Source organism: Levilactobacillus paucivorans, from assembly GCF_001437125.1.
GTDB classification, from domain to species: domain Bacteria; phylum Bacillota; class Bacilli; order Lactobacillales; family Lactobacillaceae; genus Levilactobacillus; species Levilactobacillus paucivorans.
On record NZ_JQCA01000163.1, the window covers coordinates 68,358 to 93,103 of the forward strand.

Below are 24,746 nucleotides of genomic sequence, written 5' to 3' on the forward strand. Positions count from 1 at the left end.
CCCTTATTAATTAGTCTTGTGTGTTCGGTTGACTTTCATTTTTAGTGGTTTCTGGTGCTGCTTTGGCACTTTCAGCCTGAGCTTGCGCCTTACGTTGTTCTTCTTGCTGTTGGGCAAGCTTACTCAACGCATCAACGTTCACAACATCATCGTCATCGTCGTCCATATCACGGAGTTCGATTTCTTCGTTGTTCCCGTTTAAGACCTTCATGTCCAGCCCCAAGGATTGTAATTCCTTGACCAGAACACGGAAGGATTCAGGCACACCAGGCTTTGGAATTGGATCGCCCTTAACGATGGCTTCGTAGGTCTTAACCCGTCCAACCACGTCATCAGACTTGTACGTTAAGATTTCTTGTAACGTATAAGCGGCACCATAAGCTTCCAAGGCCCAAACTTCCATTTCACCGAAACGTTGGCCACCAAATTGCGCTTTACCACCAAGTGGTTGTTGCGTAACCAGTGAGTAAGGTCCGATGGAACGGGCGTGCATCTTGTCGTCGACCATGTGGGCCAGCTTCAAGTAGTTCATAACACCAACGGCAACTCGCTTGTCGAATGGTTCACCGGTCCGACCATCGTATAAGACAGTCTTAGCATCGGCAGCCATACCGGCTTCCTTAACAGCGTCCGCAATATCAGTATCTTGGGCACCATCAAAGACAGGCGTTGCCACGTGGATACCCAGCTTACGAGCAGCCATCCCTAAATGCAATTCGAGCACTTGCCCGATATTCATACGAGAAGGCACACCCATTGGGCTCAACATGATGTCAATTGGGGTCCCATCTGGCATGTACGGCATATCTTCTTCAGGGATAACGACGGAAACCGTCCCCTTGTTACCGTGACGACCAGACATCTTGTCCCCAACTTGGATCTTCCGCTTTTGTGCGATGTAGACCCGAACCATCATGTTAACACCAGGAGAAAGTTCATCCCCGTTTTCACGCGTAAAGATCTTTACGTCCTGGATAATCCCGCCACCACCATGAGGAACCTTCAGGGAAGTATCCCGAACTTCACGGGCCTTTTCACCAAAGATGGCATGGAGTAAACGTTCTTCGGCTGATAATTCAGTCACACCCTTAGGCGTTACCTTACCAACCAGGATGTCACCGTCTTGAACTTCGGCACCAATCCGGATAATTCCGTCTTCGTCCAAGTTCTTCAAGGCGTCTTCACCCACGTTAGGAATTTCGCGAGTCATTTCTTCAGGTCCGAGCTTCGTATCACGTGCTTCTGATTCGTATTCTTCAATATGAATCGACGTGTAAACGTCATCGCGAACCAACCGTTCGTTGATCCCGATGGCATCTTCGAAGTTGTACCCTTGCCAAGTCATGAAGGCAACTAATGGGTTTTGACCTAAGGCCAGTTCCCCATTTTCCATTGAAGGACCATCAGCCAAGATTTCGTCGTTGTCGACGTGATCGCCAACCTTAACGATTGGACGTTGGTTGTAGTTCTTCCCACCGTTAGAACGGCGGAACTTCATCAGCTTGTAAGTGTCCAGCGCATCGTCAGCACGACGTACACGGATTTCACGTGCATCGACGTATTCAACAGTACCTTCGTGTTGGCTAATTAAAGCAACCCCGGAGTCATGCGCTGCTTTGTATTCGATACCAGTTCCAACCAATGGTGCATGAGGGTCAAGCAATGGCACAGCTTGCCGTTGCATGTTGGCACCCATCAAGGCACGGTTGGAGTCATCGTTTTCCAAGAAAGGAATACATGCCGTGGCCACAGCAACAACTTGCTTAGGCGAAACGTCCATGTAGTCAATCCGGTCAGCCGTCGTTTCGATGTTATCGGCTTCGGAACGGGCCATGATGGTATCCGTATCGAATGAACCGTCATCTTTCAATGGCGTGTTGGCTTGGGCAACGACGTAGTTATCTTCTTCGTCGGCCGTCAGGTAATCGATCTTGTCGGTAACCTTGTGTGTGTCCCATGAGACACGACGGTATGGCGTTTCGATGAACCCGTACTTGTTAACCCGAGCGTAACTGGAAAGACTGTTAATCAACCCAATGTTAGGACCTTCAGGGGTTTCAATTGGACACATACGGCCATAGTGGGTGTAGTGAACGTCCCGGACTTCATATCCGGCACGGTCACGCGTCAAACCACCAGGTCCAAGGGCAGATAACCGACGCTTATGCGTTAATTCGCCAAGTGGGTTGGTCTGGTCCATGAATTGTGACAATTGAGATGACCCAAAGAATTCCTTGATTGAGGCAACCACTGGACGAATGTTAATCAGTTGTTGTGGCGTTACCGTCGCAGCATCCTGAATGGACATCCGTTCACGCACAACCCGTTCCATCCGAGATAACCCGATCCGGAATTGGTTTTGCAAGAGTTCACCCACGGAACGAATCCGTCGGTTACCCAAGTGGTCAATGTCATCGACGTTCCCAATTCCAACTTGGAGATCGAAGAAGTAGTTCATGGAAGCAATGATGTCGGCTGGGCGAATGTGCTTCAGCTTGATATCAATGTTTCCATTCCCAATAACAGGAACTTCTTGTTCGGGATCGTCTGGTGATTGTACCTTAATAATTTGTAATTTAAGTGGTTCAGTGACAACGGCTTCGTCTGAAGGTTGGAAAGTCACCATCTTGAAGTCATCTTGGTCCAGGTATGGCGCCAAGGTCTTCATGACGTCTTTATCAACAACCGTGCCCTTTTGGGCGATAACTTCACCAGTATCTGGGTCGGCTAACGTTTCGGCTAAGGTTAAGCCAAGTAAACGGGTCTTCAGGCTAAGCTTCTTGTTGGTCTTGTACCGACCAACAGGGGCCATGTCGTAACGCTTTGGATCGAAGAACCGTGCAGTCAGTAAACTCCGTGAAGAGTCCGCCGTCTTAGGTTCACCTGGACGTAGACGTTCGTAGATGTCCTTTAAGGACTCTTCGACACGTGAATCGTCACTGTTCTTGTGAATATCCTTTTCCAACGTCTGTGAAAGACTTTCGTTGTCACCCAAGATATCCAAGATTTCATCGTCAGAACCGAATCCTAATGCCCGAACTAATTCAGTCATTGGGATCTTACGAGTCCGGTCGATCCGAACGTAAGAAACGTTCTTAGCGTCCGTTTCAAATTCAAGCCAAGCACCCCGGTTAGGGATAACAGTGGCACCGAAGATGGTCCGACCGTTCTTATCAGTATCGTCATTGAAGTAAACGCCTGGTGACCGGACTAATTGGGAAACAATTACCCGTTCTGCCCCGTTAATAATGAAGGTCCCTTGGGCCGTCATTAATGGGAAATCACCGAAGAAGACGTCTTGTGACTTAATTTCGCCCGTTTCATGGTTCGTCAAGCGAAGGGTTACGTGCAGTGGTGCAGAATAGTTCGCATCATGCTCCCGTGCTTCATCGACCGTATATTTGGGTTCTAGTAATTGATAATCAACAAACTCTAACGAAAGGTTTCCTTGAAAATCTTCGATTGGCATGATGTCGTCGAACATATCGCGTAAACCTTCGTCAAGGAACCAGTTATACGAATTGGTCTGAATCTCGATTAAGTTAGGGAGATCAAGGACTTCCTTGATCCGCGAATAGCTACGGCGAGTACGGTGTTTCCCGTATTTCACTAAGTGTCCTGCCAAGTTGTTCACCTCTCCTATTTATTCTGTCAACTGGCCAATCCGGAATGTTACATTTTGATTACAATTGCATTTAGACCCGGATTTTTGGCAAAAAAAATCCAAAAACAAACCCAAAGTTTGCTTTTGGCTTCTTATAGTGATAGCTCCGGACAATATATCGGCGCTACCAATTTCAGTTCACAGTTGCATACGAATAATATAGTACTAAATCTAGCACCAAATGTCAATACATTGACTTTACTTTCTAGTGGCAACGCCAAACAAGATTAGCCGGACTAACGCGACCGTTTGCTCATGCTGCGTCGCATCCTTAGGACCCACGTGATGGAACGTATTAAAGAGCGGGCTCAGACTAGTCAGATAGAAGGAAGCCGCGTCTTGTGGTTGAACCTCGTCCTGTAACTGAACCGCATCCGTGGCGAAGAAGGTCGTCAGTGGGACCAGGTAATCCTGTTGAAAGATCATCCCCAGCTGCCGCTGGTTTTCGGGCTTCAGGAAGCGAAAACTCCCGTGAATCACCGTGAAGATGTCTCTAGGATGCGCCGACGTTAGAACCTCGGTTACCGCCGTTAGGGCCGCAACTGAGTCAACATCCGGCGTCAACTGGGCAACGCCCTGTGTGATGCCCTCACGAATCTCCTCGCCGACTGTCCGAATCACCTCTAAGAAGATGACTTCCTTATCACTAAAATGGTGATATAAGGCAGGTTGCGTGATACCTACCTGGCGCGCTATCTCACGCGTTGACGTTGCTTGATAACCCTGTGACAAAAATTGTTCCCGGGCCGCCGTCAAAATAGCCGCGTGCGTCCGAGTCAATTGTTCTTCTCTCTTCATTTACAGGCCGTCGTCCTTTCTCAAATTAAATTTCCTAACTAGTGTACCACATTTCATTTATCACTAGGTAGACCGACCGGACGCCCTGTCAAAAAAGGTAGCCATCCTTAAATTGGAATGACTACCTCAGTGTTTATTTTACTTTTAGTGACTAACGATTGCCGTTGGTTCCTGGCTCTTGCTGGGTTTGATGGCCATAGTCATCTTGCCGTGAGAAGCCCCCATGGTTACTTGATCATGGGTCTTGACCTCACCGCTTAGCAAAGCCTCACTCAACCGGTCTTCAACCTGAGTCTGTAAGGCCCGCCGAATTGGTCGTGCCCCATACTCGGGATCGAACCCAGCCTTAGCAATCACGTCAATTGCGGCTGGCGTAATCTTCAGCTTGATGGACTGGTCAGCAACTCGTAAGACGATTTGCTTAGCCATCAACTTCACGATCTCATGGAGTTCATCCTTCTTCAAGGAGTGGAAGATGACCGTCTCATCAATCCGGTTCAAGAATTCTGGCCGGAATGACTGTTTGAGTGTCTCCCGAATGGTCTGAGCCATCGCCTTGTAGTTGTTGGCCTGATCTTCAGCACCAAAGCCGACGGTCTTTTCATCCCGCAACTTCGTGGCTCCTAAGTTAGAGGTCATGATTAAGATGGTATTTCTGAAGTCCACCTTACGCCCCTTTGAATCGGTCAGATACCCGTCGTCCAACACCTGTAAGAGGATGTTGAAGACATCGGGATGGGCCTTTTCCACTTCATCGAATAGAACGACGGAATATGGTTTTTGGCGAACCTTTTCGGTTAATTGGCCACCTTCATCATAGCCGACGTAACCAGGAGCAGACCCAATCAAACGACTCGTGGAGTACTTCTCCATGTATTCGCTCATGTCGACACGAATCATGTTGTTTTCGGACCCAAACATGGCTTCGGCCAAGGCCTTAGCTAATTCGGTCTTCCCCACACCAGTTGGTCCTAAGAACATAAAGGATCCGATTGGCCGGTTAGGATCTTTCAATCCGGAACGTGCCCGCCGAATAGCTCGAGAAACCGCAGAAACGGCTTCCTCTTGGCCAACGACTCGTTGGTGCAGAATCTTCTCGAGGTTAACCAAACGGTCAGCATCAGTTTGCTTCAACTGCGTAATTGGCACCCCGGTCCATTCAGCCACAACTTCCGCCACATCTTCACCCGTGACATCCGTCGTGTACTGTTGGTCGCTGGCAGCCGCCGCTGCGGCCGCCTTAGCTTTACGTGCGTCTAACTTCTCCCGTAAAGCCATCTCTTGGGTCCGCAACTTAGCGGCCCGTTCGAAGTCCTGCTGTTCGATAGCGGCTTCCTTCTCATCGGCGAGGTTAGCCAACTCTTGCGCCTGCTTAGAGGCTGGCGTTGGTTTACCCATCTGGTCAATGCGGACTTTAGCCGACGCTTCATCCATCAGATCAATAGCCTTGTCTGGTAAGAAACGGTCACTGATGTAGCGTGTTGACAACTTAACGGCTTGGTCCAACGCATCATCCGTAATGTTCACATGATGGTGGTCTTCATAACGTGACCGTAAGCCCTTCAAAATTTCCAAGGCTTCGTCTGGCGTTGGTTCATTAACCTGAACGGTGGCAAAACGACGTTCCAGAGCGGCATCGGATTCAATGTACTTCTGGTATTCGTCCAACGTTGTGGCCCCAATGGTCTGGAGTTCACCACGAGCCAAGGCTGGCTTCAAGATGTTAGAGGCATCAATCGCCCCTTCTGCCCCACCGGCCCCAATCAGGGTGTGGAGTTCATCGATAAACAGGATAACCTGTCCATCATTGTAGATTTCTTCGATAACTTTCTTCAAGCGATCTTCAAACTCACCACGGTATTTAGTCCCCGCCACGAGTGACCCCATGTCGAGCATCATTAACCGCTTATTTTGCATATCTTCTGGCACATCGCCGGCGACAATCCGTTGGGCCAAGCCCTCGGCAATCGCCGTCTTCCCAACACCGGGTTCCCCGATAAGAACCGGGTTGTTCTTCGTCCGCCGACTCAGAATTTGAATGACCCGTTTAACTTCTTTTTCACGACCGACCGTGGGGTCCATCCGACCTTCCTTAGCCGCTTCGGTTAAGTTACGAGCCAGAGAATCCAGCGTGGGCGTCCCACCTTGGGCAGCTCGACGTTGTGACCGGTTGTCGTTGCGACGCTTTGGCGTATCGGTAATCCCAAGCTTCCGCAAAACAACCTTACGGGCGTCCGTTAATTCGACACTCAGGTTCTTTAGGATCCGGGAGGACAGAATCGTTTCGTCGCTAAGCAACGCCAACAGAATGTGTTCCGTCCCAATCTTCGTGGCCCCTAACCGTTTGGCTTCGTCGCCAGCCAACGTTAGCATCGTTTTGGCCTTGGGCGAATATGGTAGGTAACTGTCCTTGTCCGTGTTGGCTAACGTGCCATAGCCCGTGAACCGTTCGATTTCCTCACGAACATCGTCTTCAGTAATCGAAAACTGCTGCAAAACCTTGTTGGCAATGCCATTCTTTTCAATTGTAAGGGCGAGTAGCAGGTGTTCCGTTCCCACCGCTTGGTGCTTAAAATACTTTGCTTGTTCCTGTGCCAATACCAAGACACTCTTAGCACTCGGTGTAAATAGGTTATCCATTGCAGCTCCTCGCTTTCCTAACTCTCATAACGTAAATGGTCCAGAATTGAATTCAAGACCGCCGCGCGTACGCGTTCATCCATTTCACGGCTACCCGTATTAATCGCATCCTTATTAATGGCTGCTAGAATAATATTGGCTTCGCGCCGGTTAATGGTCCCTGCCTCAAAGAGGTTACGCACCACTGCCAGGCTATCATGCCGTGAAATTTGGTCCCCAACAGCGCTCACCAACGAATCAATGAAGTCTAAGTTATCCAGTAACTTAACCTTTTCAATCCGAATGTAGCCCCCGCCACCACGCTTACTGCGAACGACATAGCCGTCCTGAATGGTGAAACGGGTCTTAATCACGTAATTAATCTGTGAAGGCACCACATTAAACTGATCGGCAATCTCCGCTCTGCGGATCTCAACCTGTTGGGATTCCGCCAGAATCTGCTTCAGGTAAGACTCAATAATATCCGAAATATTATGATTCTCCATTATCGTCCCCCCTTCGCCACAGTTATCTGACTAATGTTGACTAATATTATACGAAATTCCACCGAAAAAGCAACGGATTAGCCCGTCCCTTCCGGAGAAGTTCTGGTAAACTATCATAACAAAAAAACGACCAGCTTCCAAACAATTAGTAAGGAATCCGGTCGTTATTATCATAATATGTATTCGAGAGATAAAAAAATCGGGAAGACAAGATTTGAACTTGCGACCCCCACGTCCCGAACGTGGTGCTCTACCAAGCTGAGCTACTTCCCGAAGAAAGCTCACCAGCAAAATATTAAGCTAGTAAAAATCGGGAAGACAGGATTCGAACCTGCGACCCCCTGGTCCCAAACCAGGTGCTCTACCAAGCTGAGCTACTTCCCGAAAATTGCTTATGAGACATAAGCAACAAAAATGCACCCAGTAGGAGTCGAACCTACAACCTTCTGATTCGTAGTCAGACACTCTATCCAATTGCGCTATGGGTGCATAATTATTATTAAGTTAAATGCCGAGGACCGGGATCGAACCGGTATGGTCATCACTGACCGCAGGATTTTAAGTCCTGTGCGTCTGCCAATTCCGCCACCCCGGCAAAGGGTTAAAAAGCGGAAGACGGGATTCGAACCCGCGACCCCCACCATGGCAAGGTGATGTTCTACCACTGAACTACTTCCGCAAATTGGCTATAAAATTAATGGAACCATGCCGACTAGAGGATTCGAACCTCCGACCTCCTCATTACTAGTGAGATGCTCTGCCAACTGAGCTAAGTCGGCAAAATATTTTCAAACAAATATTTTGCAATATTTAGTTATGCAGGTGAAGGGACTCGAACCCCCACGTCATAAGACACTAGAACCTAAATCTAGCGCGTCTGCCAGTTCCGCCACACCTGCAACGTTGGCGAACTAACGCCAGGGATTTTATTCCCAATGGAGGATACAGGGCTCGAACCTGTGACCCTCTGCTTGTAAGGCAGACGCTCTCCCAACTGAGCTAATCCTCCATGTGCTTTCAAACAAAATATCTCGTTCGAAACAACTATTATAATTTACCATGCCGGGAAGATGATGTCAACAACAATTTTAAATTATTTTGAATAAATATTCGCTGACTGAATAACTACTCCCGTAACAACATTTAATATTGTAGCGTATCCCAAATAAAAAAGCCAGCCTTTTTTTGAATTTTTTTACAAGAAACTGTGCTGGACGCTCACTCCCCTCTTGAAAACGCAAAAAGAGCCCGACCACTGGGTCGAACTCTTCGCTGAAGCCTGTCGTGTAATTATCCAAAAAACGAGTTACTTGGTGATCCGAGTGACGCCACCCATGTAAGGAACCAAGACATCTGGAACTGTCACGGAACCATCGGCATTTTGGTAATTTTCCAAAATTGCAGCGACTGCCCGGCCAACGGCCAAACCAGATCCGTTCAGGGCATGGACGTATTGTAACTTGCCCTTGTCATCGCGGTACTGGATGTGAGCGCGCCGTGCTTGGAAGTCGGTGGTGTTAGAACAGCTAGAGATTTCACGGTAGGTGTTCTGGTTCGGGAACCAGACCTCTAAATCATGCGTCATCGCGGCTGTGAAGCTCATGTCGCTGGTTGTAAGCGTAATAACGTGGTAGGCCAGTCCAAGCTTCTGTAAGAGCATCTCAGCGTGCTTAGTCAGAGCCTCCAGTTCATCCCAAGAGTTTTCTGGCTTACAGAACTTCACCATTTCAACCTTGTTAAATTGGTGAAGCCGGATTAATCCACGAGTATCGCGCCCGGCACTCCCGGCTTCGGAACGAAAGGCTGGCGTCAAGGCCGTGAACCAGACTGGCAGCTTTTCTTCAGGAATGACTTCGTTGCGGTAGTAGTTCACCAAAGGCACTTCGGCCGTTGGAATCAACGTCATGTCTTCATCCCGTAACTGGTAGACATCTTCCTTAAACTTAGGGAATTGGCCCGTCCCGTACATGGAGTCATCGTTGACGATGTATGGAGGCAGGACTTCGGTGAAGCCAGCTTCCGTGTTTTGGTCTAAGAAGAAGTTGTAAACGGCCCGTTCCAAACGCGCCCCGAGACCCATGTAATACAGGTAACGGCTACCGGAGACCTTAGCCCCACGTTCAAAGTCGAGGATGCCCAGGTCTTCCCCAATCTCCCAGTGGGCCTTAGGTTCGAAGTCTAAGTTAGGCTTCTCGCCCCATTGCCGTAATTCAACACTGCCATCTTCATCCAAACCAACTGGCACGTTGTCATTCGGAATGTTTGGCAGGTGAGCGGCGGCATCGTGAACTTGGTCCTTCAAGGTATCGAGTTCAGCGTCTAAAGCCTTGATGTCCGCGCTAACTTGGCGCATTTCCTTAATCTTATCGTCGGCATCTTCCTTGTTACGCTTCAACTGGGAAATCTCATCGGACACCGTGTTGCGTTGGGCCTTCATGGTTTCACTCTTAACGATCAGCTCCCGCCGTTTGGCATCTAAGGCCAGTAAGGCATCGATGTCGGCTGGATCAACGTTTCTCGTGGCCAACTTTTCTTTAATGAAGTCTGGTTCTTGGCGAATTAACTTTAAATCTAACATGGTTAAACTCCCTTCGATTTGCTGGATGGTACAAAAAAAGCCTCCGTCACATGGGACGAAGACCTTCGCGGTACCACCCAAGTTCATGGCATAGCCATACACTTGAACATGATAACGGTCTGCACCGTGCGGCATTACCCGCCCACTATTTAATCGTGCTGGAAGTTTCGATGTGGCGGTTTTCAGCTACCCCGCTTCTCTGGCCATCTACTTAATAGGCACGTCGTGTTTACTAATTGCCATAATCATACCGCATTTTAACGGATTAGACAACGCTTAGAGCGTGGCAATCTTTTCATCAATTAATTGCAGAACTTGACGACGGGCGTCGGCATCTTCAACAAAGTCCAACTTGTCCCCATCAATTTGCATCTTAGGTGATTTGTCGTAGCTGTTGTACCAGTCAACGTAACGTTGATCAAGTTCCTTGTAGTATTCATATAGGCTTGGATCGTGGTCGATTTGTTCGAAAGAACGGCCACGCTTTTGAATCCGGGCCAACATCGTTTCAAAGGAGATGTTGATGTGAATCAACAAGTCAGGGTTCTTCTTATGCGTTGCGTCAGGTAGTTCTTCCATCATGTTAGCCAGTAAGGAGTCATAGATATCAACTTCAGTAGCCGTAGCCCGGCCTAAGTCGGCATTCAAATGAAAGAGTAAGGAATCTTCGAAGATGGACCGATCGAGCACGCTCTCGTCGTCGGCGTTGGCTGCCTTGATGCTGTCTAACCGCTTGTTTAGGAAATAGATCTGTAACAGAAAGGCATACTTCTGTGGATTTTTGTAAAACAACGGTAAGATCTTGTTGTCATCCACTGATTCATAAAAAGCTGGTTTGTGAAGGTGGTCGGCAAGCAGACTAGTCAGACTAGTCTTGCCGGCGCCAATGGTTCCTGATAGTACGAGCATGCAATCTCTCCTTTATTTACTGACGCACCGGGGACCTGCCCCGGGAATTTTACAACACTACATATTGTACCAACCTCACCCTAAAAAGACAATATGTCGTGGGAATTTTGTTTCAGCAAGTGACGTCATTTGTCCCCTTGTGGGATACAAAACGGCGCCTAGTCAAGATTTACTCGACTGGGCGCCGCAGAAAATTTAATTTTAATTGTTGATGATCAAGTCAGACTATTAATCTTTGTTTTTCAGTGTTCCCTCTTCGTGGATTGGCGAAACGTCAACCTCGTCCAAAGGAATCAACTTCGTGTGGTGCCGAATCTTGTACACCGTGTAGAGTACCAAAACTAATGGCACACTGATGTAGGTGATCAGGACTTGTTCCCAGTTACCCGTAAAGAACGATTGTGGATCTTGACCAACAATCACGGCGACACAGAGAACCAAAGCCAAGAGTGGACCCACTGGGAACCACTTAGCATGGTACTTCAACTCGCTGAGCTTGTGACCCTGACGAACGAATGCCCGCCGGAAACGGAAGTGTGATAAGGCAATCCCGAACCAAGCAATGAACCCGGTTAACCCACTAGCAGCCACTAACCACAGGTAAATCTGTGGTCCGGCAATACTCGTGAAGAAGGTTACAGCGGCAACGACAGTCGTTGCAATCAATGCTGGATAAGGAATCCCGTTCTTCCAAGTCCGTTCGAAGAGCTTTGGTGCGTAGCCTTCCTTGGACAGGGAGTAGAGCATCCGCGTTGACGCGTATATCCCAGAGTTAGCAGATGAGATGACGGAGGTTAAGATAACCGCGTTCATCACACTCGCTGCTGCAGCCAATCCGGCACGCCGGAAGACCAGCGTGAAGGGACTGATGGCAACGTCACTAGCGGAAGACCCAAGTAAGTCAGGACTCGTGTAAGGTAAGACGGCGGCAATAACGAAAATAGCTAAGATATAGAATAAAATAATCCGCCAAAATACCTGGTTAATTGCCTTTGGCACATCATGTTCAGGATCTTCTGATTCACCGGCCGTGATCCCGACTAATTCGGTCCCTTGGAAGGAGAATCCAGCAACCACGAACACACTCAGAATGGCTGGGAAGCCACCCACGAATGGTGCCTTTTTGTAAGTAAAGTTGTCTAAGCCCGTTGCGTGACCACCCATGATACCCACGATAGTCATAAACCCAACGGCTAAGAAGACGAATATCGTGATGACCTTGATTAAGGACATCCAAAATTCGGTTTCACCGAAGGCCTGAACTGACATGGCATTGATAAAGACAATCAAGACCAGTGCAATCAGACTCCAGATCCAACCCGGAACGCCTGGTAACCAGAACTTCATGACCAATGCTGCCGTCGAAATATCCACGGCAACCGTGATAGCCCAGTTAAACCAGTAATTCCAACCCATTGCGAATCCAAGTGCTGGATCCACATACTTGGAAGAATAAGCCGCGAACGACCCTGAAATTGGCATGTTTGTTGCCATTTCTCCCAAACTTGTCATTAGGAAGTAGACCATCAGACCCATCCCAATGTATGCTACTAACGCCCCACCGGGTCCAGCTGTAGAAATGGCAGAACCACTTGCTACGAAAAGCCCGGTACCAATGCACCCACCTAAGGCAATCATGGAAACGTGACGGGTCTTTAGACCACGCTTAACGGATTCCGTGACTTCTGGTGTGGATGACTTTGTAATATCCTGCTTCATGTTCTTTTCCTCCTTCTTGCTCGAAGGACCTTCTCAACATAGCCCCATAACTTTTCACCATGGTGAAGAAATGCACATGACTAAACCATTGAAAGCACTTCATAACGCTTTACGTTGCTATGGCGGTCTCAGAACTTTGAATGCGGTCACCCCACCGAATCACAGACTGCGATTGGTTTTGCTCCCAACATTCGCCACCGTAAAAACCGCCTTTTTACGGATGAATAAATATTATTAGCGGTACCCTTTTCATCAACACATTGTAGTATAGCTACCGCTATCTGATTTTGCAAGGTTAATTTGGTGTGAGCGCAAATTGTTTTTCTTCTTACAAATCGAGGCTAAATGCCAATAAAACTTGTGGTTTTGGGGTCAAGCTCTCCCCCACGGGCAAGCTAACCTCCGGATCCACCACTCGGAAATTTAGTTTTTCCAAAACATGTAAAGATCGCGTATTACTTTTCAGAACAGAGGCCTGGATTTCCCGTATTCCTGCATAATGTTCACGAACACCCTGTATACTGCCTCGCAAAGCTTCCGTCATCAGACCTTGCCCCCAGTACTCTGGTAACATCAGGTAGCCTAATTCACGCCGCGTTTCATCTGGTTCGCCTTTTTCATTTACGACCGGATACCACACGATTGACCCAATATAGCGGTTTGTGGCCTTATCTACCATGGCAAACGCCATGCCCGTGGCCTTCTCACTTTGAAACCAGCTATCTAGTTGTTTGGCGGGTGGGGCCATACTCTGCCCGGCCGGTGACGCAACCTCAGGTGTTGAGAGAAGTTCACCATATGCTTGACGGTCGCTGTCGGTTACCGGTCTAACGATCAAACGTTTCGTTTCTACAATCATGCTTGCACCCTCCTCATTTCCGTCACTCGTTGAAGTGCGTTACAATAAATGCAATTAGCTTCGCAAGCCCGGCCTAAGACAGGCTCGGTTTGTTGTCCCTATCATGACTGAAAACAGGAGGTTTCGCAATGAAAATTATCAAACAAGCCTTGTCATCGGACTCCAACGCCTATCTACAGGGGTATTTACGCCAGGACGCGGGGACACCCCAGCATTATCCGGCCATGATTATCGTTCCCGGTGGGTCCTACACCCACATCCCCGAACAACAGGCTGAAGACTTAGCACTGGCCTGGTCGGCTCGTGGCTATCAGACCTTCTTTCTCCGCTATAGTTTCGTCGCCGAAAAGCACCCTCTCTTGCCAGCCCCTGTGATCGAACTGGCTCAGACGGTGGCCAGCTTGCGAGAATACGCGACTGACTGGCAGATTGACACCAAGCGCATTGCAATTGCTGGCTTCTCAGTTGGGGGCCACATTGTCGCCCTCTACAATGATCTCTGGCATATGGCTGATTTTGCAAAACGAGTTGGCGTCCCAACAGCGGCACTAAAACCACAGGCGGTCATCTTAGGCTACCCGGTTATCACGCCTAAGGCAGGATTCCCAACCGATCCCACCATGCTAGATGCTTGGACCGACGACCCGGAAAAGATTGCGGCTGACCAACAAGTCACCGCACAGAATGCGCCGACTTTTGTCTGGGCCACTGCGGCTGACCCGTTAGTACCCGTTCAGAACGCCCTAGCCTACGCTCAGGCCTCTATTGCCCAAGGTGTGGACACCGAGCTCCATCTTTTCCACCACGGCCCACACGGCCTCGCACTGGCGAATTCAGTGACGGCTTGGAAACCAGGAACTGCCTTACCTCACGTGGCCCACTGGATGGACCTGGCTCAAGAATGGTTGGACGAACTCGACTAACATTATCTACTGTTGCGCTAATGGCCGCCTTACCGGCTTGTAGATATGGGCTGGAACGGTGCGAGCACAACTTGAAGCCTCGAAAAACACGAGTCTATAAGCTTGGCTTTGACTGTCGCTTTATAGTCATATTGCCGACAACACCTAACTGAAACAGAGATAACAAAAAATGATCAACACCACACGGTGTCGATTATTTTTTACTTCACTTGATTCATACACATGAGCGACGAACCACTACCCTAGCCGGAGGAAGTCAGGGATGGTGGTGTTAACTAGCGTTTTAGGCTAGTATACAGCACGGGCGACTTTGAAGACACGTGGTCTTCGTGGCTTCAAATCGAGCGAGAAGCCCACCGGGCTGAAGCGTCCCACAGCAAGCGGAATCCCTGGCAGCCGCAGGCGGCCAATTCAAAATCATCAACAAATTAAAGAGCACACCAACAACCAAAATAACTAGTTGTTGATGTGCTCTATTTTTAGTTTATTCAGTCATTAACCCACCTGACCATCTGGTAGAAGGGTTAGATCTCGGAACGCTTCAGTAACGGCCATCCCTGCATCATCGGTGCAAACCGAATGTAGAGTCCTTCAGCCACCTGTAACCACAGGTAAGCCAGCAGAACTGCTCCAATCGTATCTGTTGGGTAATGGGCATTGAGATAAACCCGTGAGATCATCACGATAGCCATCCAAATAATCAAGACCAGCCGGAGCAACCAAGCCTTCCAGGCCTTGCCAATCATCGGAATGAGAATCACCCAAATCATTGCGATGACCAGGAACGTGCCAAACACGTGGCCACTAGGAAAACTAAACCCATCATCAATGGCCAGATGCGCGGCGGGTCTTGGTCGTGCCACAACTTTTTTGATAAGTGATGCGATGACATCCCCACCAGCCAACGTTGCCAAGCACCAGAGTGCTGGAATCTTAAATTTAAAGCCCCAAAGGAAGAATGCCAACACCAAGACCCAAATAATAGCTAACTTGGGTTCCGCTAGGCTGGTCACTCCCCGATAAAGTAGCGTTTTCCAACCTGGTTGGTTCTTCTGGATGACATCGACAATCGATGAATCCAAGAAGCTCACATAGGCATTCTGCGCCTTTACGAAAAACGCAACGACCAGGAAGAGGACGGTGGCAAGTGTGAACTTCCACGGCCGATCCCGGTCTCGATCAAATAGCATCATGTTTGTAATTCCTTTCGTCTTACCCGATTCTGGGAAACCCCTAGCAATGAGTATACCACCTCCCGTCTAGATTTCTAGAGGGGGCTAGGGATTTGCCTAGCGCCGATGCCGCCAAGCACGTTGTTGGACCCGGTTCACCAGTTCCGATAAGAGGAACCCAAACGCGATAGAACCGGAGATCATCACCACTTGCATCATGAAGACAAAAGCGGTGGCATTCTGACCCAGGGCGAAATTCTTAATCATTTGATAAGCTTGGCCCCCAGGAACCAGCGGTACCAACGCCGGAATATTGAAGAGAATCATTGGCATTTTTTTAATCCGGGCTGCCTGCAAGGAAGCCACCCCAATGGCAAAGGCTCCTAGCAGGTTGCCGACCACGTAGCCGCCACCACTCAACACGGTGAACCGGTACAGTAAAAACCCGAGAACGCCGATCCAACCGCCAAAGTTTAACGCCCGTCTAGGGATGTTGATTAAGACCCCAAAGGCCAGTGTCGACACATAAGTCCCGGCGACCTCGATAAAAAACTCTAATAATGTCATGTCGATCGCTCCTTATAAGAACTGCAGGACCATGGCGATCCCAAATCCAATGGCGGCGGCACTCACCAAGGCTTCCACTGCTCGGGCTGGTCCACTCACCAGGTTACCGGCCAGAACATCTCGCACCGAGTTGGTGATCGGTACCCCGGGAACCAGCGGCATGACCCCACCGATAATGATGTCATCGACACTGAGTCCCAAACCAAGATGGACGGCAAAGACCGCCAAGATCCCAATCGTGGCAGCGCCAGCAAATTCTGACAAAAACCGAATCTGAATGAACTTATTCAGCAGGTAGAAGACTAGCCAGCCAATCATCCCCACGAAACATGAGATCCAAAAATCATGAAGGTTGTGCCGAAAGACCACTTCCAAGGGACCACTGACCATTGCGGCAGCCAGTAACTGCGCCCACATTGGGAAGTACTTCGTTTCACTGTCAAGGTGGTCCAACTTGTCGGCAAACTGCCGCAACGTGATGTCGTGGGCCGCAAATTCTCTAGAGAGCTGGTTGACGACGGCAATCTTTTCCAAATCAAACGTGCGCCGTTTGACCGGTTGAATCTGCGCACCGACCTCACCGTTGATGGCCATGAGAATTCCGGTAATCATCACGAAGAGTTGACTCGTCTCGGCCCCCGCATTGTGGGCAATTCGAGTCATGGTATCTTCAACTCGTTCAATTTCCGATCCATTCTCGATCATGATGCGGCCTGCCGTTAGCGCCGTATGTAAGATTAATTGGTCCCTTTTCTTCTGGCTACTCAACGCAGACCCTCCTGTCGATGACATTGTCTCATTCATTATACGACACTCCGCGCCCCGCGAGAATATCTGAGTGACAAAAAAAGGAGTCGAAGATGGCCTCTTCGCTCCCAAATGTTTATTTCACAAAAATGTAGTGGGCCGCCTTGTAGCTCACGATGAGTTCGGCATTGTCCGTGAGGTTCTGGACCGTCACGGGACCTTCAAATGGATCGTGTTTGAGCACCTTCAGTTGGTCACCGATATCCAACTTCAGATCCCCCAGGTAAGTCAGGAGATCATGGTTGTCGATGAACCGGTCCACCGTTACCACGCTGCCGTCTTCGGCATCGTTGAGCACCGTGTGGCTGTCCTCGTGATAGTGACCCAGGCGATCGGGAATAACCCCACCATGCGGACAATGCGTCGGATTACCCAACATGTCGTCCAGGGCATTGATAAGTTTAGGACTCGTCACGTGTTCCAAGACCTCGGCCTCGTCGTGCACATCAGGCAGGGCATAGCCTAATTTTTCCACCAGAAAGTCTTCCCAAATCCGGTGTTTTCTGACCAAGTCCTCGGCTAAACGAATGCCACGGCTAGTCAATGAAATCCCAGCATAAGGTGTGTGTTCAGCCAATCCTTCGGCTGCCATCTTATTCACCATTTCGGTCACGGAACCGGCCGCAATGTTCAAACTAATTGCGATCTGCTTGTTGGAAACTTTCTTTTGCCGACCACCTAGTTCGAAAATAATTTTTAAATAATCCTCCTTCATCGGAGTCATACTGTTCACCTCATCTAATTTACGTTCCGAACAACAACTGCCCTACTCATGGCGCCAATCATTTGTTTTATGAATCAGGTCCGTTCCCATCCCCCGGCGGCATTCAGCCTGCACAGTGACATGGTTAATCCCGTATCGATGACAGAGGAGCTTCTCAATCTGCCGGTACGTGGGTTCAATCTTGGCTAAAGGGAGATTATCCATGTTCACGTGGACGGAGAAAACGATATTGTTTTCGTCGATCAACCACGCGTGAATATGATGGACCCCTTCAACTTCGGGTAACTGGAGAATATCATGGGCGATGGCCTCATAGTCCAAGTCTGGTGCAGCTTCCATCAGAATCTTAAAGGTCTGTTTGATAATTGGCCATGACTCACACGTGATGTACCCAGCCACGATAATCGTAATCACCGGATCTACCCAACTGATTTGCCAAATGGTAATCAGGATAGCCCCGACAATCACCCCGACTGAAGCTAAGGCATCACTCAACAGGTGCAAGTACGTTGCGCGAATATTGAGATTGTGCTTGGCACCCTTGTTCAGGAGCAGTGTTGACAGTAAGTTAGCCGCAAAGCTAATCACCGCCACCAACAACATGATATCCCCTTTGACGGGTTCTGGATGCAAGAGCCGCCGAACGGCCTCGATTGCCAAAACCAGTGAGACGATAATCAAAATTCCTGAGTTCAACAGAGCCGCTAAGATTTCTGCCCGACGATAACCGAAGGTGTTGGTCCGACTCTGTTGTCGCCCGCCGATCCGATGTGCCACGTAACTCAGGACCACGGACAACGCATCTCCCAGGTTATGAAAGGCGTCAGACAATAGCGAAAGACTGCCGGAGAATAGTCCGCCAATGAGTTCAAAAACCGTAATGACCACGTTGAGTACGGTGACCAGCAAGAAACGGCCACCCGTCAATCCATTTTGTGTCACTTCTTGTCACCCCAATTTACCTCTGCTACGTCTTATTATCGCAGAGTTTAGGGAGAATGAAAAGGTCCTTTTGGCGCGACCCGACTATGTAAAAAGGATTGCCCCAAGATTAACTTGGTAACAATCCTTCTATATATAATATGATTTATTTAGTAAAGACTGCTTGGTTCAAGTGAGCTGGCTTTACATTGGCAGTCAGACGTTCGTAAGCGAAGTCCTTCACCCCCTGCAAGTCCATCCCCTTCAGTTCCACCTTACCGGTTTCAGTGAAGCCATTCTTCTTGATAACGTGTTGCATGCCTCGGTTATCAGGATGCGTGTCAATCCGAATGCTTTCGATGTCCGCTGACTGGTCAGCCTGAGCAAAGAGCCGTTGGAAGAGTTCCCCGGCGAGGCCGCGACCATGATGGTGGCTGGATACTGCGACACGATGAATAGCCAAGTATGGCGAATCTTGGGTCAACCAAGCCCCTTCAATCTGTTCGTAGCTCACATCAATTCCGGGAATGACGGCGGCAGTTCCTAAAATCTCGTCATTCTCTTCCAAGACGACCGTCCACCCCTGGTGAATGTCGTCGACCATAACGGCCGTGTTGGGATAAGTTCCCTGCCACTGATCAATGGATTGCGCCGCCAATAACTCACGGCCATCACGGATAATCGATTCAATTTGTGGTAAGTCAGCCATAGTAGCTTGTCGTAACAGCATGTATAACACCATCCTTCATAGTTTTGGTTTAAAGCGATTTTGTTATATTACCATGCTAAAAATAAATTACAACAATCTTGATTCACATTTTTTAGAATTATTTTGCCTGACCGTAACCGTCGCGAGAAATCCCTTGTGGCGCCCGACTTTACCATTTTAATAATTTCGCCATGTTCTCAGAGATTTTTCACCACACAAAAACGACTAGTCAAGAACTTTCTAAACTTGACTAGCCGTCACGGGAGCCGCTCCGGGCGAGCGAAAAATCAAAATACATCAATTTTCCAAAAACACGTCGTTTTAGTTTCACGATCGCTTACGTTAACATTCATTAACGTAGTCTAGGCGCGAGATAAACGCGCTATTACTCATGGTTATTCGCCTGGTTTCACAACACGTCAACAACATGATTGACCACCAATCCAGCCAGAAGATCGATTGGTATCGAAAGTTTTTTCTGCCCGGGGCCTTAAGTTCCTCCCGTGCCTTCAGATTACCATTGTTAACGGTGAGACACAACGGTTTGCCCCTACTTCTCGTGCGCAATCAGCTTAAAATGCCACTTGCCTGCAATTCGCTCCGCCACCAGGTCCTTCGTAGGTTCCGGATCAAAGACTCCCAGATTAATCTGAATGTCATCGTCCACTAACTCAATATGAACGAAGCGTTCTTCAAAGAAGGAACGTAGACCATCGAGGAATGTCCCGCGTTGTTTGGCCTGCTTAACCGCCGCCACTAGGGTGTAGCCATCATCCATGTACATCTTAATCTGTTGCACCTTGAGCAGTGTCTTATAGGAAAACTTGCGATTCTTGCCGTCTTCTACGACCTGGCTTTCAATATAGCCTTTCCGTTCCCAATAGCGGATCTGACTCTGTGAGACCCCTGTTGCCTTGGCAACATCACCAATTCCTAAAACAATTTGTTCCATTGGAATTTTTTTAAATAATTTTGCCGCATCCTCGTGAATCATGCTTATCGCCCACTTTCTTCTGTTAGCCTTGCTTCCGTGAAAATAGCCTGCTGATCACGATGAAAGCGCTTGTGATTTTTGTGAAGTAATCTTATCCCAATGTTCTCTTTTCTCCAAACAGTATATATATTCTGAAATGTATGTCAAGCTAGTTGACAAAGAATGTTTTCATGAGTATAGTAGTTCTCAGACTTAATTTTAGAAAAAAGAGGGAATTCACTTGGGTAATGCACTTGATACCAACGGCAAACCTTATAACCGCTCACTGCTGGTTATCCTCCTATTAGTGGGGACGTTTTGTACCGTTTTAAACCAAACAATTTTAACCACCGCTTTTCCAACTCTGATGAAGACGTTTGATATTTCGACATCAACGGTTCAATGGTTGACGACCGGTTTCTTACTGGTCAATGGGATTATGATTCCAATTAGTGCGTGGTTACTCACGACTTTCAGTTCCAAATGGCTGTACATCTCAGCCATGTCAACATTCTTAATCGGTACGATCACGTGTTGGTCCGCCGTTAACTTCCCCATGCTGCTGACGGGCCGTCTGATTCAAGCCGTCGGTGTTGGGGTTTCCATGCCACTGCTGCAAACGATGATGCTGACCATCTTCCCTGCTAACAAGCGTGGGACTGCCATGGGCCTGGCCGGAATCGTTATCGGTCTGGCACCAGCTATTGGACCGACCCTTTCCGGTTGGGTGATCGACAACTGGTCTTGGCGTGACCTCTTTGGGATGATTATTCCTATCGTAGCCATCGTCATTCTTGCCAGCTTCTGGATCATGCGAAGCGTGCTGGAAACGCACAAGTCTCCACTCGATGTGCTGTCCGCCATTCTCTCAACGATTGGTTTCGGGAGTATGCTTTACGGCTTCTCATCCGTTGGGGACGACGGTTGGGGAAGTCTCACCGTCCTCTCAACCTTAATTATCGGTTTTGTTTTCGTGGGATTATTTGTCTGGCGTCAACTCGTCATGGACGAACCATTCTTAAACTTCCGCGTTTACAAGTCTAAAGAATTTACGATCGCCGCTATCCTGAGTTCCGTGGTTAACATGGCCATGGTTGGGGTCGAAATGGTTATCCCACTTTACCTTCAAATGGTTAAGGGAATGTCCGCCTTCCACTCTGGCCTGACACTGTTAGCTGGGGCCTTAATGATGGGGATCATGAGCCCAATTACTGGCCGGGCCTTTGACCGTTTCGGGGCCAAGCACCTGGCAACGCTGGGGATGTTCCTCCTAACTGTCGGGACCTTACCATTCGTTTGGATTACCAAGGATACTTCGACGGTTTACATCGTGGTCCTCTATGCTATCCGGATGTTCGGGATTGCCATGGTGATGATGCCATCCACAACTGCTGGGATGAATGCCTTACCTGCTAACATGATTAGTCATGGGACCGCTGTGAACAACACGCAACGGCAAGTGGCTAGTTCCGTGGGGACGGCCATCCTGGTCAGTGTCTTGACCAACGTCACCAAGAACAGTATGCCTGCTAAGCACGTCTTGACAACGAACCCTCTGAGCTATGCCAAGGGTGCCATCGACGCCACGTTATCCGGTTACCATGCCGCATTCGGAATCGCCATTGGCTTTAGTGTTGTCGCGCTCTTTGTTGCTTTCTTCTTAAAGGGGAGTAACCGCTCCGTTCGCTTAGCGGACGAGGATACTAAACAAGGAGGTGCCGCCTAATGATTTTAGTCACGCTCGCATTATCCGCGGTTCTCGCGTTTATCTTCTTTATCTATATCGACAATCGAACCGTCAGCAACCTCTTAACTGGCCTCGCCATCTTATCGTTACTGACCAGTATTTTCTTCATGATTCGCAATGACCATTACCACTTCGGTCTGCATAACGAATCGACCACAAGTACGCAAAAGATTTACTCTGCCTCACCTTCTAAGCAGATGCCCATGATGATTTACCAATCAGTCGGAACGGCTGACAAGCACCGGGTCTACGTTTACAAGACGAGTGCTAACGCCAAGAAAGCCACTCACACCGCCGCTAAAGTGACGACAACCAACATCGTCAAGCGGACTTCCGGAACCAACCGGATTGTGACGAAAAAGGTCTACCGTGAGTTCAAGAACGGCTCTAGCCGCTTCTGGTTCGGTCTGACCGGTAATGGTCACAAGTACGTGAAGGAAACGAACACGATCTACCTGAACAAGTCCTGGACGGTTCTCAGTACCACTCAGGCTAAGCAGCTTCAGAAGATGGCCAGCTCCAAGAGTTTCCAAGCCAAGCAAAAGGCCGCCGCAACGACCTACGTGAAAACTAAGGTGATGGCCGCTATGACCAAGAACCCAACGATGTCCGCAGCAGAACAGAAGAAGGTTACCCAAGCCGCAGCAGCTGAATACAAAGCGCAAGCAATGCAGCAGCTGATCAAGCAAGTTAAGGCTAACTAGGATAACCGCAAAAAGTCGCCATTCCAGAGAGGATGGCGATTTTTTTATGGTCTAAATTGGCGTTCAAAACAAGAGCGTCTACCAGAATAATTATGTACAAGGCGTGTGCTACCACTGCCCAACTCCAGTAGCATTAGCTAACCCGGAGAACGCAAATGCTGGACCCCGGCCAGTAACTCGTCATTAGCAATTATTGACCGCCACCAGTATTGCCATGTCACCACCTAGCCGGAGGAGGCCAGAGATGGAGCCGGCCGTGGAGGTGGCGTTGGACCGAGTGGGTTTCTCGGCCCTACACCACGGGCGACTTTGAAGACACGCGACCTTCGTGGCTTCAAATCGAGCGAGAAGCCCAAGGGGCTGAAGCGTCCCCACAGCAGGTGGAATCTCTGGCAGCCGCAGGCAGCCTTCTGACCTACGACACTACCTTCTCAACCCACAAAAAAATTGCAGTCCACGAGGGCTGCAATTTCAGGGGTACTCCTATGCCGAATACCAAGCTTAGATTTAGTTCACTTGTGTTAACCGCGTCTGTGCCTTGCGACACCGTGGCATTAATCCGGATAGGTCTTCTAAAGACGTCCCGTTATCCTGAAAACATTGAATCATATCGATCCAATACATGTCCGAATCATCGAATGCCGTTGTGGAATGGTCAGCGCCTAAGAGCCCCATGGCAACGTATTCTTGAATTCGACTGGCGTCCACATTCGTGGTCCGAGCCAGTTCAGTTAAGTTCATCTCCATCATCTTTCCCCCCGCTTTCCTCGTGGTTGATGAGAGTATCATACAACCGCCAATCCTAAAAAGCAACCTTTTGTTTCCGCCACTGATCATTTGCCCGGGATTAGTGGTTTACGGGCCCGCGTCACAGCGCTAAAATAGAGAAATCAACTTATTTTTAATGACGAAAGGCAAGTGTTTGGATGGATTCTTCGTTAACTTTTAGGACTGGAATCAAGGACGTCCTCCCGACTGTCTTTGGGTATATCGGTGTGGGCCTAGCCTTTGGCATCGTGGCCCACACCAGCCACCTGGGACTCTGGATGGTCGCCGGACTTTCCTTTATTGTCTATGCCGGGTCCGCCCAGTTCATTATTACGAGTATGTTGCTGGCCCAGGATCCCATTACTTCAATCATCCTCTCCACTTTCCTGGTTAACTCCCGGATGATTCTCATGAGTACCAGTCTGGCTCAATATTTTCGACACGAGTCACTGACCCGCAATATTATCTTGGGGTCATTGGTGACCGACGAAACCTTTGCCCTGGCCATGAACAAACAAAACCACACCGCGGGTAAACTCAGCTTTGCCTGGCAGTCGGCCGCCAACCTCATTGCCTACTTAGTCTGGGGGGGCGCAACCCTAGTAGGTGCCTACTTAGGCGGCTTGATTAAGAACCCTGACCAATTCGGGTTCGACTTCGCTCTTACAGCCATGTTCATTGGGCTGGTCTATCTCCAACTCATCAGTGATCGTAAGTTGGGAGTCCGCCTGCAACTCTTGGTAATGGCCTTCGTCGCCCTCATTTACTACTTCGCGATTGGCCTGATCAGTGAAAATATGGCTCTGCTTGTCGCCACCGCGGCCGGTTGCCTCTTTGGAATGGAGATGAAGAAATGTCGTTAACGGAACTCTGGATCATTCTCGGTTGTGCCGCGGTAACGCTCTTGTCCCGGGTCCTGCCGTTCGTCTTCGTTAAACAGCTCCAGATGCCCGACTGGCTACTGAGCTTCCTCACCTTTGTCCCGATTACCATCATGACCGCTCTCACCTGTCAGGGCCTCTTCGTTGCCCATCCTGGCCACCTGGCGACTGTGAACTGGGAAAATCTCTGGGCTGCCA

The 24,746-nt window shown here is 49.0% G+C and carries 21 protein-coding genes and 8 tRNA genes; 5 read left to right on the top strand and 24 right to left on the bottom strand.

What is annotated here, in order from left to right; genetic code table 11:
• Window positions 1-10: 10 nt before the first annotated feature.
• From rpoB to IV54_RS10530, 16 genes are all read right to left on the bottom strand, one after another.
• The gene (gene rpoB, locus IV54_RS10455) at window positions 11-3,634 is read right to left on the bottom strand and encodes a DNA-directed RNA polymerase subunit beta (RefSeq protein WP_083488581.1); all 3,624 of its coding nucleotides are present in this window, start codon (window positions 3,632-3,634) and stop codon (window positions 11-13) included.
• A 228-nt stretch (window positions 3,635-3,862) separates the two neighbouring features.
• Window positions 3,863-4,462, bottom strand: a complete 600-nt coding sequence (locus tag IV54_RS10460; RefSeq protein ID WP_057879277.1) for a TetR/AcrR family transcriptional regulator — start codon at window positions 4,460-4,462, stop codon at window positions 3,863-3,865.
• A 144-nt stretch (window positions 4,463-4,606) separates the two neighbouring features.
• A complete protein-coding gene (locus IV54_RS10465) occupies window positions 4,607-7,102 on the bottom strand; it encodes an ATP-dependent Clp protease ATP-binding subunit (RefSeq protein WP_057879278.1) in 2,496 nt (831 codons plus the stop codon).
• A gap of 17 nt (window positions 7,103-7,119) precedes the next feature.
• Complete coding sequence (locus IV54_RS10470) at window positions 7,120-7,587, bottom strand: CtsR family transcriptional regulator (protein ID WP_057879279.1); 468 nt, start codon at window positions 7,585-7,587, stop codon at window positions 7,120-7,122.
• 199 nt (window positions 7,588-7,786) lie between these two features.
• Window positions 7,787-7,860 (bottom strand) — tRNA-Pro (locus IV54_RS10475).
• Between the two features lie 37 nt (window positions 7,861-7,897).
• Window positions 7,898-7,971, bottom strand: a tRNA-Pro gene (locus IV54_RS10480).
• A gap of 31 nt (window positions 7,972-8,002) precedes the next feature.
• Window positions 8,003-8,076 (bottom strand) — tRNA-Arg (locus tag IV54_RS10485).
• A gap of 20 nt (window positions 8,077-8,096) precedes the next feature.
• Window positions 8,097-8,182: transfer RNA gene (locus IV54_RS10490), tRNA-Leu, on the bottom strand.
• 12 nt (window positions 8,183-8,194) lie between these two features.
• Window positions 8,195-8,266 (bottom strand) — tRNA-Gly (locus tag IV54_RS10495).
• A 27-nt stretch (window positions 8,267-8,293) separates the two neighbouring features.
• A tRNA-Thr gene (locus IV54_RS10500) sits at window positions 8,294-8,366 on the bottom strand.
• 38 nt (window positions 8,367-8,404) lie between these two features.
• Window positions 8,405-8,486, bottom strand: a tRNA-Leu gene (locus IV54_RS10505).
• 37 nt (window positions 8,487-8,523) lie between these two features.
• Window positions 8,524-8,596 (bottom strand) — tRNA-Val (locus tag IV54_RS10510).
• Between the two features lie 297 nt (window positions 8,597-8,893).
• A complete protein-coding gene (serS, locus tag IV54_RS10515; protein WP_057879315.1) occupies window positions 8,894-10,165 on the bottom strand; it encodes a serine--tRNA ligase in 1,272 nt (423 codons plus the stop codon).
• A 276-nt stretch (window positions 10,166-10,441) separates the two neighbouring features.
• On the bottom strand, window positions 10,442-11,074 hold the full coding sequence (locus IV54_RS10520; RefSeq protein WP_057879280.1) for a deoxynucleoside kinase: 633 nt from the start codon (window positions 11,072-11,074) through the stop codon (window positions 10,442-10,444).
• 228 nt (window positions 11,075-11,302) lie between these two features.
• Window positions 11,303-12,793, bottom strand: a complete 1,491-nt coding sequence (locus IV54_RS10525) for an amino acid permease (protein ID WP_057879281.1) — start codon at window positions 12,791-12,793, stop codon at window positions 11,303-11,305.
• 328 nt (window positions 12,794-13,121) lie between these two features.
• Window positions 13,122-13,652, bottom strand: a complete 531-nt coding sequence (locus IV54_RS10530; protein ID WP_057879282.1) for a GNAT family N-acetyltransferase — start codon at window positions 13,650-13,652, stop codon at window positions 13,122-13,124.
• 128 nt (window positions 13,653-13,780) lie between these two features.
• Here IV54_RS10530 and IV54_RS10535 point away from each other — a divergent pair, with 128 nt between their 5' ends.
• Entirely contained in the window at window positions 13,781-14,575 is a 795-nt protein-coding gene (locus tag IV54_RS10535) for a lp_1002 family arylesterase (RefSeq protein WP_057879283.1), read from the top strand.
• Window positions 14,576-15,099: 524 nt separating this feature from the next.
• Here IV54_RS10535 and IV54_RS10540 read toward each other — a convergent pair.
• From IV54_RS10540 to IV54_RS10570, 7 genes are all read right to left on the bottom strand, one after another.
• Entirely contained in the window at window positions 15,100-15,765 is a 666-nt protein-coding gene (locus IV54_RS10540) for a phosphatase PAP2 family protein (protein WP_237756718.1), read from the bottom strand.
• Between the two features lie 99 nt (window positions 15,766-15,864).
• On the bottom strand, window positions 15,865-16,314 hold the full coding sequence (locus IV54_RS10545) for a threonine/serine exporter family protein (RefSeq protein WP_057879285.1): 450 nt from the start codon (window positions 16,312-16,314) through the stop codon (window positions 15,865-15,867).
• Window positions 16,315-16,326: 12 nt separating this feature from the next.
• Window positions 16,327-17,118 (bottom strand): threonine/serine exporter family protein, encoded by a 792-nt coding sequence (locus IV54_RS10550; RefSeq protein WP_237756719.1) that lies wholly within the window; start codon window positions 17,116-17,118, stop codon window positions 16,327-16,329.
• Between the two features lie 79 nt (window positions 17,119-17,197).
• Window positions 17,198-17,845 carry a metal-dependent transcriptional regulator gene (locus IV54_RS10555; RefSeq protein WP_057879286.1) on the bottom strand — a complete coding sequence of 216 codons (648 nt, stop codon included), beginning with the start codon at window positions 17,843-17,845 and terminating at the stop codon, window positions 17,198-17,200.
• A gap of 42 nt (window positions 17,846-17,887) precedes the next feature.
• A complete protein-coding gene (locus IV54_RS10560; RefSeq protein ID WP_057879287.1) occupies window positions 17,888-18,787 on the bottom strand; it encodes a cation diffusion facilitator family transporter in 900 nt (299 codons plus the stop codon).
• A gap of 145 nt (window positions 18,788-18,932) precedes the next feature.
• Window positions 18,933-19,496 carry a GNAT family N-acetyltransferase gene (locus IV54_RS10565; RefSeq protein ID WP_057879288.1) on the bottom strand — a complete coding sequence of 188 codons (564 nt, stop codon included), beginning with the start codon at window positions 19,494-19,496 and terminating at the stop codon, window positions 18,933-18,935.
• Window positions 19,497-20,025: 529 nt separating this feature from the next.
• Complete coding sequence (locus IV54_RS10570) at window positions 20,026-20,427, bottom strand: MerR family transcriptional regulator (RefSeq protein WP_237756720.1); 402 nt, start codon at window positions 20,425-20,427, stop codon at window positions 20,026-20,028.
• 262 nt (window positions 20,428-20,689) lie between these two features.
• Here IV54_RS10570 and IV54_RS10575 point away from each other — a divergent pair, with 262 nt between their 5' ends.
• Both IV54_RS10575 and IV54_RS10580 read left to right on the top strand, forming a co-directional pair.
• Entirely contained in the window at window positions 20,690-22,174 is a 1,485-nt protein-coding gene (locus tag IV54_RS10575; RefSeq protein ID WP_057879289.1) for an MDR family MFS transporter, read from the top strand.
• Window positions 22,174-22,899: a DUF4811 domain-containing protein gene (locus tag IV54_RS10580; protein WP_057879290.1), complete on the top strand. Its 726-nt coding sequence runs from the start codon at window positions 22,174-22,176 to the stop codon at window positions 22,897-22,899. The genes IV54_RS10575 and IV54_RS10580 overlap by 1 nt, the downstream gene beginning before the upstream one ends.
• Window positions 22,900-23,406: 507 nt before the next feature.
• Here IV54_RS10580 and IV54_RS10585 read toward each other — a convergent pair.
• On the bottom strand, window positions 23,407-23,646 hold the full coding sequence (locus tag IV54_RS10585) for a MerR family transcriptional regulator (protein ID WP_164479007.1): 240 nt from the start codon (window positions 23,644-23,646) through the stop codon (window positions 23,407-23,409).
• A gap of 179 nt (window positions 23,647-23,825) precedes the next feature.
• Between IV54_RS10585 and IV54_RS10590 the strand changes: the two genes are divergently transcribed.
• On the top strand, window positions 23,826-24,530 hold the full coding sequence (locus IV54_RS10590; protein WP_057879292.1) for an AzlC family ABC transporter permease: 705 nt from the start codon (window positions 23,826-23,828) through the stop codon (window positions 24,528-24,530).
• A partial coding sequence (locus IV54_RS10595) for an AzlD domain-containing protein (protein WP_083488582.1) occupies window positions 24,521-24,746 on the top strand: 226 nt, incomplete at its 3' end. The genes IV54_RS10590 and IV54_RS10595, both read left to right, overlap by 10 nt.